The 16,202-nt window shown below is 67.6% G+C and carries 14 protein-coding genes; 7 read left to right on the top strand and 7 right to left on the bottom strand.

The features are described from left to right. The first annotated feature begins 2 nt into the window (after positions 1-2). Genes QTI04_RS22525 through QTI04_RS22510 form a run of 4 tightly spaced genes read left to right on the top strand, consistent with a single transcriptional unit; the run spans position 3 to position 4,197 of the window. On the top strand, positions 3-1,199 hold the full coding sequence (locus QTI04_RS22525) for a CaiB/BaiF CoA-transferase family protein (RefSeq protein WP_286602041.1): 1,197 nt from the start codon (positions 3-5) through the stop codon (positions 1,197-1,199). A gap of 10 nt (positions 1,200-1,209) precedes the next feature. Then, positions 1,210-2,142, top strand: a complete 933-nt coding sequence (locus QTI04_RS22520; protein ID WP_286617649.1) for a hydroxymethylglutaryl-CoA lyase — start codon at positions 1,210-1,212, stop codon at positions 2,140-2,142. Positions 2,143-2,188: 46 nt separating this feature from the next. Beyond that, positions 2,189-3,169, top strand: a complete 981-nt coding sequence (locus QTI04_RS22515; protein ID WP_286617648.1) for a tripartite tricarboxylate transporter substrate binding protein — start codon at positions 2,189-2,191, stop codon at positions 3,167-3,169. 35 nt (positions 3,170-3,204) lie between these two features. Beyond that, positions 3,205-4,197 (top strand): tripartite tricarboxylate transporter substrate binding protein, encoded by a 993-nt coding sequence (locus QTI04_RS22510; protein ID WP_286617647.1) that lies wholly within the window; start codon positions 3,205-3,207, stop codon positions 4,195-4,197. Between the two features lie 5 nt (positions 4,198-4,202). Here the strand turns inward: QTI04_RS22510 and QTI04_RS22505 are convergent, their stop codons facing one another. From QTI04_RS22505 to metG, 3 genes are read right to left on the bottom strand one after another with little or no spacing between them, the layout of a single operon-like run. Next, positions 4,203-5,888 carry a SulP family inorganic anion transporter gene (locus tag QTI04_RS22505; RefSeq protein WP_286617646.1) on the bottom strand — a complete coding sequence of 562 codons (1,686 nt, stop codon included), beginning with the start codon at positions 5,886-5,888 and terminating at the stop codon, positions 4,203-4,205. Positions 5,889-5,915: 27 nt separating this feature from the next. After that, a complete protein-coding gene (locus tag QTI04_RS22500) occupies positions 5,916-6,134 on the bottom strand; it encodes a hypothetical protein (RefSeq protein ID WP_286602034.1) in 219 nt (72 codons plus the stop codon). A gap of 19 nt (positions 6,135-6,153) precedes the next feature. Next, entirely contained in the window at positions 6,154-8,238 is a 2,085-nt protein-coding gene (gene metG, locus QTI04_RS22495) for a methionine--tRNA ligase (protein ID WP_286617645.1), read from the bottom strand. A gap of 125 nt (positions 8,239-8,363) precedes the next feature. Between metG and QTI04_RS22490 the strand changes: the two genes are divergently transcribed. Further along, positions 8,364-8,831 carry a GNAT family N-acetyltransferase gene (locus QTI04_RS22490; protein WP_286617644.1) on the top strand — a complete coding sequence of 156 codons (468 nt, stop codon included), beginning with the start codon at positions 8,364-8,366 and terminating at the stop codon, positions 8,829-8,831. A 15-nt stretch (positions 8,832-8,846) separates the two neighbouring features. Here QTI04_RS22490 and QTI04_RS22485 read toward each other — a convergent pair whose 3' ends face one another. Continuing rightward, entirely contained in the window at positions 8,847-9,851 is a 1,005-nt protein-coding gene (locus QTI04_RS22485; RefSeq protein WP_286617643.1) for an AraC family transcriptional regulator, read from the bottom strand. A 170-nt stretch (positions 9,852-10,021) separates the two neighbouring features. On the opposite strand from QTI04_RS22485, the gene QTI04_RS22480 reads away from it, so the two are divergent. Together QTI04_RS22480 and QTI04_RS22475 are read left to right on the top strand one after the other, a co-directional pair. Then, positions 10,022-11,458, top strand: coding sequence for an FAD-binding oxidoreductase (locus QTI04_RS22480; protein WP_286617642.1), 1,437 nt, complete (start codon positions 10,022-10,024; stop codon positions 11,456-11,458). A gap of 8 nt (positions 11,459-11,466) precedes the next feature. Further along, entirely contained in the window at positions 11,467-12,747 is a 1,281-nt protein-coding gene (locus tag QTI04_RS22475) for a tetratricopeptide repeat protein (protein WP_286617641.1), read from the top strand. Between the two features lie 222 nt (positions 12,748-12,969). On the opposite strand, the gene QTI04_RS22470 is transcribed toward QTI04_RS22475, so the two are convergent. From QTI04_RS22470 to QTI04_RS22460, 3 genes are all read right to left on the bottom strand, one after another. Then, complete coding sequence (locus tag QTI04_RS22470) at positions 12,970-13,911, bottom strand: CysB family HTH-type transcriptional regulator (RefSeq protein WP_286602025.1); 942 nt, start codon at positions 13,909-13,911, stop codon at positions 12,970-12,972. A gap of 127 nt (positions 13,912-14,038) precedes the next feature. Beyond that, a complete protein-coding gene (locus tag QTI04_RS22465; protein ID WP_286617640.1) occupies positions 14,039-14,995 on the bottom strand; it encodes an ABC transporter substrate-binding protein in 957 nt (318 codons plus the stop codon). Between the two features lie 36 nt (positions 14,996-15,031). Then, complete coding sequence (locus QTI04_RS22460) at positions 15,032-16,192, bottom strand: cytochrome c (protein ID WP_286617639.1); 1,161 nt, start codon at positions 16,190-16,192, stop codon at positions 15,032-15,034. Between the last annotated feature and the right edge of the window lie 10 nt (positions 16,193-16,202).

The raw sequence follows: 16,202 nt of genomic DNA, 5'->3' as shown, positions 1-16,202 counted from the left end.
ACTTGGCACTCGAACACATCACCGTGCTGGACCTGACCCACATGCTCTCGGGTCCCTACGGCACCATGCTTTTGGCCGATCTCGGTGCACGCACCATCAAGGTCGAACCGCCCGGCACCGGCGAGGGCACGCGTCGGTTGCTCGAAAACGACCCTGACTACGCCCGCGACGGCATGGGCGCCTACTACCTCACGCTCAACCGCAACAAGGAGAGCGTTTGCGTAGACCTCAAGAGCGAGGCCGGCAAGACCGTGTTCCTCGACCTCGTGCGGCAGGCCGACGTGGTGTTCGACAACTTCAGCGTCGGCGTGACGGCGCGGCTGGGCATCGACTACGACTCGCTGTCGCAAGTGAACCCGCGCATCGTCACGTGCTCGGTCACCGGCTTCGGCCAGAGTGGTCCCGAAACCCATCGCCCTGCCTTCGACCAAGTGGTGCAGGCCATGGGCGGCGGCATGTCGATCACCGGCACGCCCGAGACCGGCCCGACACGTAGCGGCATTCCGATCGGCGACCTCGGTGGCGGCATGTTCGGCGCGATGGGCGTGCTCGCGGCGCTCGCGGAGCGCGAGCGCACCGGCCGCGGCCAGCACGTCGACATCTCGATGCTCGACGCGCAGATCTCGTTGCTCAACTACATGGCGACCATGCACCTGATGTCCGGCCACGTGCCCGCCGGCATCGGCAACGGCCACTTCGTGCACGTGCCCTACAACAGCTACCCGACGGCCGACGGTCACATCATCATCGCGTGCATCGGCGATGCTTTCTTCGAGCGCTTCGTCGAGTTCATCGACCTGCCGGCGTTGCGCAAGCCCGAGTACCTCCAGCAACCGGTGCGCTACGCGGCGAAGGCGGAGATCGACGCCATCGTCGGCGCCGAGTTGCAGAAGCAGCCGACGGCCTACTGGCTGGAGCGGCTGCGCGCAGCGCGCATTCCCTGCGGACCGGTCAACAACTTCGAGCAGGCGCTCAACGACGTGCAGGTGCGCGCACGCGACATGGTGGTCGAAGTGCCGCTCAAGACCGGCGAGATGCTGCGCATGCCGGGCAATCCGATCAAGCTCTCCGCGGCGTCCAGCAAGACCTACACCTGCCCACCCGCGCTGGGCGAGCACACGCGCAGCGTGCTGACGCAGCTGGCCGGCTACTCGCCCGAACAACTCGAACAACTCCGGCGCGACGGTGCCATCGCCTAGGCCTCGCACCATGGAACGAATCCACATCACCGACGTCGCCCCGCGCGACGGATTGCAGAACCAGCAGGTGCAGGTGTCGACCGCGGCCAAGCTGGAGTTGATCCGCCTGCTGGCCGCCGCAGGCGTGCAGAGCGTGGAGGCGACGAGCTTCGTGTCGCCCAAGGCCGTGCCTCAGATGGCCGATGCCGGCGAACTGGTTGCCCAACTGAACGAGGCGCTGCCGGAACTGCGCAGTTCGGTGCTGGTGCCCAACCTCAAGGGGTTGGAGCGCGCCCATGCGGCCGGCGCGCGGGAGATCGCGGTCGTGCTCTCCGCCACGGAGACCATGAACCGCAAGAACATCAACATGGGGCTGCACGAAGCCACCGAGGTCAGCGCGCGGACGCTGGCCGAGGCGCAGCGCCTTGGCATGCGCACGCGCGCCTACGTGGCAGTGGCCTTCGATTGCCCCTTCGAGGGCGAGACGCCGCTCGCGGAAGTGGTGCGCCTGGCCGCGCGCATGCACGAGCAGGGCGCCGGAGAAATCGTGATCGCCGACACCATCGGTTCCGCCTCGCCCGGTCAGGTGAAGGAGCGCCTCGGCGCCTTGTGCCAAGTGGTGCCGGTGGGGCAACTCGCCGTGCACTTCCACGACACGCGCGGCATGGGCGTCGCCAACGCCTGGGCCGCATTGGAGGCCGGCGTGCGCCGCTTCGACGCCAGCGTCGGCGGCATCGGCGGCTGCCCGTTCGCGCCCGGCGCCGCCGGCAATGTCGCCACCGAGGACCTGGTGCTCATGGCTGAACGAAGCGGCTTTTCGACCGGCATCTCGATCGATGGCCTGCTCGACGCGATGAACTTCGCCGAGGCGCAGTTGCAGCGCGCGCTGGGTGGGCGTGCCATCACATGGCTGCGACGCCAGCGCGAAAAGGAGCGAATGGCGCCTGTCGCTCGAACCGCCTGAACAAGTCCCCGCACAAAGACACATTCCAACGAAAGAGACGAGACCCATGACGAGCCCCCTCACCGCCTTCACGCGCCGTACTGCCCTCGCGGCGCTCGCATCGATCGCCGCCACCTCCGCGTGGTCGCAAGCCGCCGACGCCAAGTTCCCGAGCAAGCCCGTCACGCTGGTGGTGCCCTACGCGGCCGGCGGCGGCACCGACATCGTCGGCCGCCTGATGGCGCAGAAGCTGTCGGAGCTTTGGGGCCAGTCGGTCGTGGTCGACAACCGCACCGGCGCCAATGGTGTCATCGGCTCCAGCCACGTCGCCAAGTCCGCGCCCGACGGCCACACGCTGCTGCTGGTGGTGGGCTCCCACGCCATCAACCCGGTGCTCATGAAGAGCATGCCTTACGACACCATCAACGCCTTCACGCCGGTCACCAACATCGCCAGCTCACCGATGGTGCTGGTCGTGGCCGCCAAGGGGCCATACAAGACGCTGAACGACGTGGTCAAGGCCGCGCGCACGGAAGAGCTGGCCGTGGGCTACTCCGAAGGCCAGACGCGGCTGACCGGCGAACTGATCCGCCAGGCCGGTGACCTGAAGATGGCCGGGATTCCGTACAAGGGCGGTGCGCCGATCATGGTCGACATCATCGGCGGCCATCTGCCACTGGGCGTGACCAGCGTGCTCACCGCGTTGCCGCACGTGCAGTCGGGCGCTCTGCGCGTCGTGGGCGTGGCGGCGGACCAGCGCATGGCCATCTTCCCTGACGCGATGACCTTCAAGGAGGTTGGCCTGAAAGGCGTCGAATCGCTCAGCTGGTACGGCCTCTTCGGTCCCGCCGGCATGTCGCCCGCAGTCGTGGCGCAGATCAACCAGGACCTCAAGAAGGTCACGGCCGACCCGGCGGTCGTCAAGCAGATGCAGGCCCAGGGCGCGCAACTGGTGCTGACGCCGCCGGCCGAGTTCCGCAAATTCCTGGCGGGCGAGACGGAGAAATGGGCGCTGGTCGCGCAGCGCGGCGGCATCAAGCCCGAGTAAGCACAGAGTTCCACAACTAGAAAACGGAGACATTCATGCCATCGAATTTCCATCGCGCGACGCTGCGCCGACTTATCGCGCCGGCGCTGCTGGCGCTGGCCGCCGTCACCGGCCCCGCATCGGCCGACGACTACCCGAGCAAGCCGATTCGCCTCATCGTTCCTTTCGCGCCCGGCGGCGTCACCGATACCGGGGCGCGTGTGGTGGCCGAGCGGCTCGGTCAACGCCTGGGCCAGCAAGTGGTGGTCGACAACCGGCCCGGCGCCTCGGGCAACATCGGCACGCAGATGGCAGCGACCGCGGCGCCCGACGGCTACACGCTGGTGGTGGGCTTCGATGGCACGCTGGTCATCAATCCGCACGTCTATGGCAAGGTGCCCTTCGATCCGGTGAAGGATTTCGCGCCGGTCAGCAAGATCGGCGATGCGGCGCTCATCATCGTGACGCACCCGTCGGTGCCGGTGAAGACTTTCGAGGAACTGGTCGCCTATTCCAAGTCCAACCCCGGCGGCGTTTCCTATGGCAGCGCAGGCACAGGCAGCACGCCGCATCTCGCCGGTGAACTGCTGAAGATGCGCACAGGCGCCAACTTCGTCCATGTGCCCTACAAAGGCGGCGGGCAGGCCATGGCCGACGTGGTGGGCGGCACGCTGCCGATGCTCTATACGGCCGTGGCCGGTGCCTATCCCTTCGTCCAGAAAGGGCAGATCAACGCCATCGCGGTGTCGAGCAGCCAGCGACTGGCGTCGCTGCCCAAGGTGCCCACCATTTCCGAGGCGGGCGTGCCGGGCTTCGAATCTGTTTCGTGGATCGGCATCCTCGCGCCGGCGAAGACGCCGCAGCCCATCGTCGACAAGCTGCAGCGCGAACTCAACGCGGTCGTCCAGTCGCCAGACATCAAGGATCGGCTCGCCGCGCTCGGCATCACAGCTTCGGGCAATACGCCGGCCGAGTTCGGCCAGGAGATCCGGTCGGACCTGAAGCGCTACGCCGAGATCGTGAAGGCGGCCAACATCAAGGTGGACTGAGGTGCTCAGGCGCCGTGCGCGGCCGCGTCGGCGTCACCACCGGTTCTGAGTTCGGCCGCGAATCCCGACCGCACGATCACCTCCAGAGGCTGCGGCTGCAGCGACTCGATGCGCAGCACGCCGCCGCGCGACAGGACGGCCTTGTGCACCTGCCGCAGCGCATCGAGGCCGGTCGCGTCCAGCGAAATCAGATGCATCGCATCGAGCACCACTGTCATGCCGCGGGGGGCGCGTTCGATGGCCTGCACGGTCGGGTCCAACTTGGCTGCCGCGCCGAAGAACAGCGTGCCGTAGAGCCTGAATGTCAGCACCGGCGGCTCCAGCGACACCATCTCGACGCTGAACAGCGTGCTCATGCGCCGGACAAAGAGCGCGCAGGCCAGCACGATGCCCACCTGCACCGCCACGGTGAGGTCGAACACGACCGTGAGGAAGAAGGTGCCCAGCATCAGCAGTCGGTAGTGGCGGCTGAAGCGCCGCAGCATGTACGGCGAGAACTCGCGCCACTCGCCCATGTTCCAGGCCACGAAGACGAGGATGCCCGCCAGGACCGCGAGCGGCACATGCTGCGCGAGCGGCGCAGCGACCAGCACGACCACCATCAGAGTGAGCGCATGCACGATGCCCGCGATGGGTGAACTCGCGCCCGCGCGCAGGTTGGTGATGGTCCGCGCAATCGTGCCGGTGGCCGGCATGCCGCCGAAGAAAGGCACGACGGTGTTGGCGATGCCCTGCGCCATCAGTTCCTGATTCGGATCGTGTCGCGGCAGCCCGCTGACCTGATCGGCCACTCGCGCGCACAACAGCGATTCGATGGCTCCGAGCATCGCGATGGTGAGCGTCGGCGTCACCAGTTGCTTGACTGTCTCCCATGTGAAATCGGGCAGCGCGAACCCCGGCACGCCACCGGGGATTCCGCCGAAGCGCGTGCCGATGGTCTCGACGGGCAGACTGAAGCCCCACGACACCAGCGTCAGCGTGATCAGCGCGACGATGGGCCCAGGCACGCGCGACCCCGCTCGGGCGGCGCGAGTGTCGGCCATGCGACCCAGCACGAAATGCACGGCGTGCCCGAAGCGCGTCTTGTCGTGCAGCAGATGCGGCCATGCGAACAGGCCGATGAGGCAGGCGAGGCCGAGCCCGAAGGCGTAGGGATTGAAGCTGCCGAGATTCGTTGCCAGCGTATGGATCTGCGAGAACATGTCGGCCGGCATCTTGGCGATCGAGAGGCCCAGCCAGTCCTTGATCTGCGAGATCAGGATCAGCGTCGCGATGCCGTTGGTGAAGCCGATCACGATCGACACCGGCACGTAGCGCACCAGCGTCCCGAGCCGAAACAGCCCCATGAGGAAGAGCAGCACGCCGGCGCAAGCGGTGGAGATCAGCAGGTTCGCGACGCCGTAGCGCTCGACGATGCCGTAGACGATCACGATGAAGGCGCCCGCCGGTCCGCCGATCTGCACCGCCGACCCGCCGAGCGCCGATATCAGGAAGCCCGCGATGATGGCGGTCCAGATGCCGGCTTCGGGCTTGAGCCCCGAGGCGATCGCGAAGGCCATGGCCAGCGGCAGCGCCACGATGCCCACCGTGGCGCCGGCGCCGAGATCCTTGAAGAAGCGTTCCTGGCTGTAGCCCGCGAGGGCGTCGATGAGCCGGGGATGGAAGCTCGCCAGCTTCAAGGGAGAGGTCATGGGCGCTATTGTGGACGCGCCCTGTGTTCAGTCCGAGTCGCCGGGTAGCACGGCATCGGCCGCTGCGCCCACCGCCTTGCCGGTGATGCGGGCCGTGCCGATCGCGGCATCGGCCGCGAGTCCGACAGCGCCCGCGCCGACGCTCACGGCCGTGCCCGCAACGCTCACCGCAGCGCCCGCCACCGCGCAGCCGCCGAGCGCAAGGCAAGTGACAGAAGCCACAACGAGCAATACGAAGCGATTCATGGCGATGACTCCTTGAGGCTCAACGTACGCGCATACCAGGCGTTGCGCCGGGCCATGGCTCGAGCACGTGGATGCCGGGGTTCGCCTTCTCGTCCGCATGGCTGGCGGCCAGCACCATGCCTTCCGAAATGCCGAACTTCATCTTGCGCGGCGCGAGGTTGGCGACCAGCACCGTGAGCTTGCCGATGAGCTGCTCGGGCTCGTAGACCGATGCGATGCCCGAGAACACATTGCGCGTCTTGCCTTCGCCGGCATCGAGCGTCAGGTGCAGCAGCTTGGTCGATCCCTCGACCTTCTGGCAGGCCACGATCTTGGCGATGCGCAGGTCGATCTTCACGAAGTCGTCGATGGTGATGGTCGGCGCAATGCCTTCGCCGCCCGGCAGTTGCGTTGCGCCGGCGGTAGCAGGTTCGGCGGCTGGCTCGGGCAGCTCGAAGAGCTGGTCGAGTTGCTTGACGTCGACGCGCTGCATCAGGTGCTTGTAGTCGTTGATCGCGTGGCCGGCGCCCAGCAGCCGGCCCGCATCGGCGAACAGCAGCGGCGCGCTGCCCAGGAAGGATTCGACCTGCCCCGCCAGCGCCGGCAGCACCGGCTTGAGGTAGATCGTCAGCAGGCGGAAGGCTTCGATGCAGGCTGTGCACACGTCGTGCAGGCGCGCTTCCATGCCTTCCTTCTTGGCGAGTTCCCAGGGCTTGTTCTGGTCGACGTACTCGTTGACCTTGTCGGCCAGCAGCATGATCTCGCGCAGGGCCCGTGCGTAGTCGCGCCCGTCGTAGAGCGCCTGCATCGACGCGGAGGCGGCCTGCAGCGTGGCCAGCAGCGCCGCGCCGTCGGCCGACACCGTGCCCAGCTTGCCGCCGAAGCGCTTGGCGATGAATCCCGCCGCACGGCTCGCGATGTTGATGTACTTGCCGATCAGGTCCGCGTTCACGCGGGCCATGAAGTCCTCGGCCGTGAAGTCGACGTCCTCGACCTTGGCATTGAGCTTGGCCGCGATGTAGTAGCGCAGCCATTGGGGGTTCATGCCGATCGAGAGGTACTTGAGCGGGTCGATGCCGGTGCCGCGGCTCTTGCTCATCTTCTCGCCGGAGACGGTGATGAAGCCGTGCACGTTCACCTGGCTAGGCGTCTTGCGCTCGCTGAACTGCAGCATTGCCGGCCAAAACAGCGTGTGGAAGTACACGATGTCCTTGCCGATGAAGTGCACCTGCTCCACCGCCGGATCGGCGACGAATTCGTCGAAGCTCTGCGAAGTGCGCGAGGGCTCGTGCCAGTGCTGGGCGGCCTGTCCCTTGTCGAAGTGGTTCTTCAGGCTGGCGAGATAGCCCACGGGCGCATCGAGCCACACGTAGAAGTACTTGCCCGGCGCATCGGGGATCTCGATCCCGAAGTAGGGCGCCTCGCGCGAGATGTCCCAGTCGGCCATGCCGGCCTCGAACCACTCGCTGGCCTTCTTCGCCATTTCGGGCTGCAGCTTGCCGTCCTGCGTCCAGTTCTTGAGGAAGTCGACGACCTTGGGGTCGGAGAGCTTGAAGAAGAAGTGCTCGGAACTGCGCAGTTCCGGCGTCGCGCCCGTGAGCGTCGAGGAGGGGTTGATGAGTTCGGTCGGCGAATAGACGCTGCTGCACACCTCGCAGGCGTCGCCGTACTGGTCCTTCGCGTGGCACACCGGGCATTCGCCCTTGATGTAGCGGTCGGGCAGGAACATGCCCTTCACCGGGTCGTAGAACTGCTCGATGGTGCGCGTGGCGATCATGCCGCCGGCCTTGAGCCTCTTGTAGATGCCCTGCGCGAGTTCGGTGTTCTCGCTGCTGTCGGTCGAGTGCCAGTTGTCGAAGCGGATGTGGAAGCCGTCCAGGTATTCCTTGCGGCCCGCGGCGATCTCGCCGACGAACTCCTGAGGCGTCTTGCCGGCCTTTTCAGCGGCGATCATGATCGGCGCGCCGTGCGCGTCGTCGGCACCCACGAAATGCACCATGTGGCCCTGCATGCGCTGGAACCGCACCCAGATGTCGGCCTGGATGTATTCCATGATGTGGCCGACGTGGAACTTGCCGTTGGCGTAGGGCAGGGCGGTGGTGACGAAGAGTTTGCGCTGGGACATCGCGAGGGGCGCTTTCGGGGGAGAGGAGGAAACTGCGGGACGGACTGCGGCTGGCGCGAGAGCCAGCGGGAGGAGCCGCATTTTAGGTGGCGGGCTATAGTCTTCGCGCCAACCCAGGTTCCCCCGTGATCACCGAGTTCGAAATCACCCTCGCCCAGCCAGCCGACGCGCAGGACATTGCGGAGCTGTCGCGGGATGCGATCGAGCGCGGTCTGTCGTGGCGCTGGACCGAACGGCGGGTGCGGCGCAGCATCCGCGACGAGGCGACCAACGTGGTGGTGGCCCGGAGGCAGGGCGTCCTGCTGGGCTTCGCGATCATGCAGTACGGGGACGACGACGCGCACATCTCGCTGTTCGCGGTGCAGGCCTCGCAGCGCCGCAGCGGACTCGGATCGGCCCTGCTGGCCTGGCTGGAAGCCACCGCGGGCGTCGCCGGCATCCGCACCATTCGCCTGGAGGCAAGGGCTGGCAATGTGGCGGCCAAGTCCTTCTACGGCCGCCACGGCTTCACGGAATTCGGCACGAGCCCGGGCTACTACGAAGACGTCGAGGACGCGGTGCGCATGGTCAAGCGGCTGGGGCCGGAGCCCTGACCGGCTGCCCGGCCGTCATGCGACGGCATGGGCGTCGCGCTCGCGGCGCCATGCTCCCGGCGGCTTTCCGACCAGGCGCTTGAAAGCCCGCACGAACGCAGCCTCGGAGTCATAGCCTACCTCGAGCGCGATTGTGGCGACCGTGTCGCGGGTCTCGATCAGCAGGCGCGCCGCCCGCTGCATGCGCCACTGCGTCAGGTACTGGATGGGCGGCATGCCGAGCATCAGGACGAAGCGTTCGTGCAGCGCCGAGCGCGACAGGCCGACCAGCCGTCCGAGTTCGTCGAGGGTCCAGTCGCGCGCCGGCTGCGCGTGCATCAGTGCCAGCGCACGGCCGACAAAGCGATCGCGAAGCCCCGCGAGCCACCCCGCGCTCTGTGCGGGAAGGTGATCGGCATAGCGCCGCACGGCATCGACGAACATCATCTCGCTCATGCGGGCCAGCATCGCCTCGCCGCCGGCACGCTGCGCATGCGACTCGGCCACCGCCTGCTGGGTGAACTTCGCGATCCATGCGTCCTCGTCGGTGGCGCGCAGGTGCAGCATGCGCGGCAGCGATTCGATCAGCGGGTTGAAAGGCTGCAGGTCGCAACCGAGAAAGCCGCACACGATGCTTGTGTCCACCTCCGAATCCGGCGGCGCCGCGCGCAGGACGTTCTGACCGATGTAGGCCAGGCGCAGCGGCAGCCGTTCGGCTTCCATGTCTGCGTACCAGTTGAAGTCGCTGTCGCCGCGCATCCCGGGAGCGCTCGACACGACGTGCGCATCCCCGTGCGGGAACATCACCACATCGCCGGCGAAGAGCTGGACGGACGGCCCCCCGGGAATGCCGGCCCAGCAGCTGCCCTGTGCGACGGCGTGGTATTCGATCACGTGGTCCACGCCGCGCATCAGCAGCGGCGCGAGCTCCCTCGCCGAAGGCGCCTCGGCCGCCCAGTCGCTGCTGGCGCTGATGCTGAAGAAGACGGCGCCGCGCAGACGCACGCCCTGCAGTACGTCCGACAGCGTGTCCTGGCTCATCCGGGTGTCACCGCGGTGTTTCGGTCCGTGCAACGCAAACGGCGGACGCCCAGTCAACTGTCGAGGACGCGGGGTGAAGCGCGGCAACAGGCAGGCAAGAAGAATGGACCCACCCCTCGCAACCGATGCGCGGCGGCCCGTTCTTCGATGCGTTCATACAGGAGCACTCCATGCAAACCGTGACCTACCTTACGCTGGACAAGGACGTCCGGCAAGTTCGGCAGCCGGACCTCTCGGCATTCGCTGCGCAGCTCAGCGGCGGCGTCCTCGACGCCGCCGACCCTGCCTATGACGAGGCGCGCAAGGTCTGGAACGGCAGCGTCGACCGGCGCCCCGCATTGATCGCGAAGTGCCTGACGGAAGGCGACGTCCAGGCCGCGGTCCGCTTCGCCGCCGCGCATCGGATGCTGATCAGCGTGCGAGGCGGCGGCCACCACATCGCGGGCAACGCGGTCGCGGAGGGCGGCCTGATGCTCGACATGTCGGGCATGTCCGCGATCCACGTCGATACCGAGAAGCGAATCGCGCGTGTCGGTGCGGGCGCGCTGCTCAAGGATTTCGATCGCGAAGCGCAGGCGCACGGCCTGGCCACGCCGCTCGGCATCAATTCGACCACCGGCGTGGCGGGGCTCACGCTGGGCGGCGGCTTCGGCTGGTTGACGCGCCGCCATGGCATGACCGTCGACAACTTGCTGAGCGCCACCGTCGTGACCGCCGACGGCGCCGTGCGCGTCGCCTCGGCCACCTCGGAGCCCGACCTGTTTTGGGCCCTGCGCGGCGGCGGCGGCAATTTCGGCGTGGTGACCTCTTTCGAGTTCCGGCTCCACCCTGTCGGCCCCGAGTTGTACGCCGGCCTGGTCGTCTATCCGGCGACGCAGGGACAACAGGTGCTGCGCGCATGGCGCGACTTCACCACCCAGGCCCCCGACGAGCTGAGCGTCTGGGTGGTGCTGCGCAAGGCGCCTCCGCTGCCCTTCCTGCCCGAATCTGTCCATGGCACGAACGTCGTCGTCCTTCCGCTCGTGCACTGCGGCAGTGTCGAAGACGGGGAACGCGCCGCCGCGCCGGTGCTGCGCTTCGGCGAGCCAGTCGGCACCGCGCTGGGCCCGATGCCCTATGCCGGGTTCCAGACTGCCTTCGATCCACTGCTGACGCCGGGCGCCCGCAACTACTGGAAGTCGAACAACTTCAACACGCTCAGCAACGAGGCGCTGGACCTCGTCCTCGCGGCGGCCGAACGCGTGCCGGGGCCGGAATGCGAAATCTTCATGGCCCAGCTCGGCGGGGCCATGGCGCGCGTCAAGCAGGATGCGACCGCCTTTGCCGGCCGCGATGCCAACTACATCATGAATGTGCACGGTCGCTGGAGGGACGCGGGCGACGACGAGCGGGTGCGCGCCTGGGCGCGCGAGGTTTTCGAGGCCGCGGCGCGGCACGCCACCGGCAGTGGCTACGTCAACTTCCTGACCGAGGACGAGGCCGAGCGTGTCGCCGCCAGCTACGGTGCGAACCACGAACGCCTGCAGGCGGTGAAGCAGCGCTTCGATCCCGACAACCTGTTCCGGATGAACCTGAACATCGCCCCGGCCGCGTCGCCGCACCGGTAGGCCGGGCCATGAGCAGCATCGACGCACGCGGGTGCAGCGTCACCGGCGCCACACCCTCGGCCCTGGCAGCGTACGAGCGCTCGCTCGCCGCGTTCCAGAGCTGGCGCAGCGGCGTCGAGCCAGCACTTGCAGTCGCACTGCAGGAGGCGCCGGCCTTTGTGATGGCGCATGCCCTGCAGGCCTACCTGCTGCTCGGCAGCCGCGATCCACGCAAGGTGCGGCTGGCGCGGCCGGTGCTGGCACGCGCGGCCGGCCTTCCGGCCAATCCGCGCGAGCGGCTGCACCTGGCGGCCATCGCCGCGGCGCTCGGCGACGACTACGCAAGCGCCAAGACCCGGCTCGGCGAGGTGCTGAAGCAGCATCCGCTGGATGTGCTCGCACTGCAGGTGGTTCACATGCTCGATCACATCACAGGCGACGTCGCCCGCATGCACGACCGCGTGGCGTCGGTCATGCCCGCCTGGTCGCGCGATCTGCCGGGCCATCACGCGGTGCTGGCCATGCATGCCTTCAGCCTCGAGGAAAGCGGCGAGTACGGACGCGCCGAGGATGTCGCCTGCGCTGCGCTGGCCCTGAACCCGTTGGACGCCCGGGCGCACCATGCGATGGCCCATGTCTTCGAGATGTCCGAACGAGTCGACGCGGGCTTGCGCTGGATGAACGCGCACCGTGACTTCTGGAGCGTCGATACCGTCGTCGCCACGCACGGCTGGTGGCACGTGGCACTGTTCCACGTTGCGCAGCGCCGCTTCGAAGAGGCGCTGGAGCTGTACGACCAGCGGGTGCGCGCCCAGCCGTCCTGCGAGATAGCGGACCTGATCGACGCCTCCGCGCTGTTGTGGCGGCTCGAACTGGCGGGGGGTGACCCGGGCCGGCGCTGGGCCGAGCTCGCGACGGCCTGGGGCGCCTACATCGACGACGGCTTCTGCAGCTTCAATGATCTGCACGCCATGCTGGCATTCGTCGGCGCCCGCGACTGGGATCGTTCACGGCAGCTCGAACGGGCGCTGGTCAGGTCACAGGCGCTGCCGACGCGCCACGGCGAATCGACGCGGCAGGTCGGCTTGCCGTCGTGCCGGGCGCTGATTGCTTTCGGACACGGCAACGACACGCTCGCGATCACGCTGCTGGCGAGCCTGTCGGAGCTGGCGCACCGGCTCGGCGGGAGCCACGCGCAGCGCGATGTGCTGAACCTGACCTTGCTCAGGGCCGTCGAGCGCATCCGCAGGCCGGCTCGGAGAAGGCCGCGCCCAGAAAAAAGCCCCCTTGCATTGCTGCGCGGGGGCTAATCCATCGAAGGAACGATGGAGGAGACAACTGGGATCTGTCTGTCAGTGAAGCTCGTCCAGCTTCTTCGAGGTCACATAACCAGAAGCAACGACGCCAGCTACGGCAACAAGGCAGAGAAAAACGGTGAACATTGGGGACTCCAGAATGAGTGCGTTGCCTCGATTATAGGGTAAACCCTAGTTTCGTGCTGAGGAGCAATGAAAGCCAGTGCGCGCACCCCGTCAGATGTCGATCTGCGCCGGCGCGTCGTCCGCCAGCGCCTGCTCCACCACGCCGCGCGGCAGCGTCGGCGCAAACGACTCGATGAAGGCGTGCACGTAGCCGCGCAGGTAGTTGCCACGCCGCACCGCCAGTTTGGTGAGGTTGATGCCGAACAGCTCGCCTGCATCGAGCGCGCGCAGCTGCGTGTCGCGCTCGGCCTCGTAGGCAATGCCGGCGACGATGCCGACGCCCATGCCGAGCTGCACGTAGGTCTTGATCACGTCCGCATCCATCGCGGTCAGCACGATGTTCGGCGCCAGCCCCTGGTCCTCGAAGGCCTTGTCGATGCGCGTGCGGCCGGTGAAGCCGGTGTCGTAGGTGATCAGCGGATAGCGCCCGAGCGCATCGAGCGTGAGCGGCGCGTCGAGCAGCGCATGCCCCGGCGGCACGATCACCGAGTGCGTCCAGCGGTAGCAGGGCAGGGCCACGAGCTGCGGGTAGTCGCCCAGCGCCTCGGTCGCGATGCCGACGTCGACCTCGCCGCTCAGCAGCATCTGCGCGATCTGCTTCGGCGAACCCTGGTGGAGATGCAGCTTCACGTTCGGAAAATGCAATCGAAACTCCTGCACCGCGACCGGCAATGCATAGCGCGCCTGCGAATGCGTGGCCGCGACCGAGAGCAGGCCGCTCTGGCGCGCGACGAACTCCTGCCCCGCGTGCCTGAGGTTGGTGCTCTCCATCAGCATGCGCTCGATGATGGGAAGCACATGCCCGCCGGGCTCCGTGAGGCCGGTGAGCCGCTTGCCGGCACGTACGAAGAGTTCAATGCCCAGCTCCTCCTCCAGTTCGCGGATCTGCCGGCTCACGCCGGGCTGTGAGGTGTGGAGCGTGTGGGCGACTTCGGTGAGGTTGAAGCCGCAGCGAACGGCCTCGCGCACCGAGCGCAGTTGTTGGAAATTCATGATGCTCGAACGAAAAACGGCGCCCCCAGGGGCGTGTCGGGCCATTGTCCGCAGAGGCATCAGATCGGGGAACGACCGATTCGTTGATTCCAAATAGGAAAATCATCTTTGGCCGGGACGTGGGGCATCAGGCGCTGGTCGCAAAGCCGGCGTCGAAAGTCGGGCGCACGTCCAGCGGCTGCTTGATGAGCCCCACCTGGTGATAGAAGTCCGCCGTGCGCTGCTGATCGGCGATCACCTGCCCGTCGATGGGCACCCAGTTCTGCTGGCGGCGCTCGAATTGCAGCTTCGCGGCCTCGGGCGGAATGCCGATGATGCGTGCGAGCGTGGCGGAGAAGGCGTCCACGTTGCGGTACGACCAGGCTTGGGCCTTCACCACCCGCTGCAGGAAGTCCTGCAGCACCGGCCGCTTGGCTGCGATCGCCGCATCGGTCGCAGCCAGGTAGCTCAGGCCCGGCAGCAGGCCGCGCCCACTCACCAGCACCCGCGCGTGGTGGCTGGTCTCGGCCAGCGCGGTGTAGGGCTCCCAGGTCGCCCAGGCGTCGACCGAGCCTTGCGTCAGCGCAAGCTTGGCATCGGCGGGTGCGAGGAAGCGGAAGTTGACGTCCTCCGGCTTCAGGCCTGCGGTGGTGATGGCTTTGAGCGAGACGTAGTGGCCGATGGAGCCGCGGTTCGTCGCGATGCTCTTGCCCTTGAGATCGGCCGCGGTCTTCAGCGGCGAATCCGGCCGCACCAGAACGGCCGTGCCGTAGGAGTCGGACCGGTTCGCACCGATGGCCTTGACTCGCGTGCCGGCCGCGAGCGCGAAGATCAGCGGCGCATCGCCGATCGGGCCCGAGTCCACGGCGCCTGCATTGAGCGCCTCGGCCAGCGGCGCGGCGGCCGGGAATTCCGACCATTGGATGTCGTAGGCCAGGCCCTCCAGTCCCCCTGCCGCTTCGAGCAGCGCACGCAGGCCGCCTTTCTGGTCGCCTGCCTTGAGCACTGGGCGCGATTGCGCATGCAGCAGGGCCGTCGGCAAGGCGAGCGCCGTTGCGCCGGCGAGGGTGTGGGTGATGAATTGACGGCGGGATGCCTGTGTCATGAAAGGACTCCTTGAAAGTTGGAAATGCGGAAGAGGTCAGTGGACGAAGCCGCCCTTGAGGAAACGCACGGGCTCGGCATCCATGCGAGCGATCAGCGCACTCAGGCCGTCGGCGGGCGCTGGGTCGTCCGGCGTGCTGCCGGGCCCGGTGGCGGCGCGGCACAGCAGGTCGTCTTCCGACCAGCCGGCGGCGCCCGGCGCACTGCGCGCGCGCAGCCAGCCATCGCGGTCCGCCAGCAGTTGCGTGCCGGCCAGTCGGTCAGTGCCGGCGATCAATGCGAACGCCTCCCACGCCGCGGGTGAATCAATCACGCAGCCCGCCACGCGCGGCAGTGCCGCGACCGCAGAGGCTTGAAGCTGCATGGTGACCATGCGCGGGTCTTCGAGCGGGGCGGTCGCTGAACCCGCGGCAACGATGCGCAGGCGCTGTCCACGCCAAGCCGAGAGCGGACGCGGTTCACGGCCTTCGCAACGGACGACGACGTCGGGCAGGCCGATGGGCTGGCTCCAGACGCCGGTCGCGCGCAGGCTCTGCCCGGCACCCTGGGCTTTCGTGAAGTCGATCAGCGCCCATGCCTCGCTGTCTGCGAGTCGATCGAAGGCCGGCATGGTCGATGCTCCATGCCGGTCCATCGTGCCGTGCAGCACGTGCCACAGCAGATCGCCATCGGCGCGCCGCCACAGCAAGGGCCCGGCAAGGTTCGGAGGCCACACCGGCTGCGTCGCGGCCAGCGGACCTTGTCCTCGGCCATCGACGCCGTGGCATCCAACGCAATGCTTCGCATATAGCGCGTGGCCCTGCGCGATGGATTCGGCGCTGAAGCCAGTGGGCGAGCGATGAAAGCTCGTGGGATACGCAGGCACGAGCACTACCTCAGGTTGTGGCCATGGCGCGAGAACCAGCAGCAATGGCACCGTTGCGAGCAGGAGCCATCGACGCCGACGCCACGCCAGCGCGGCCAGAAGCAGGAGCGCGACGAGCGCCAGCACCACCAGCGTCAACGCCAAGCGCCGCGCCTGCCCGAGATCGATCAGCAGGTTCTCGCCCGACAGCCGGAGCGCCCACGGCCACGCGGGTTGCCCATGACTTGAGCCGACCAGCCCCAGCCACGCCAGCAGGCGCAGCAAGCTCAGTTGCACGCCCTGCAGCAGCCCGATCAATGGATTCAGCCATGCGGCATCCGCCAGCGCGCTCATGCCTCAGGGC

It is taken from the genome of Variovorax sp. J22R115, from assembly GCF_030317005.1.
Taxonomy (GTDB): domain Bacteria; phylum Pseudomonadota; class Gammaproteobacteria; order Burkholderiales; family Burkholderiaceae_C; genus Variovorax.
This window is presented reverse-complemented; position numbering and strand designations above follow the sequence as displayed.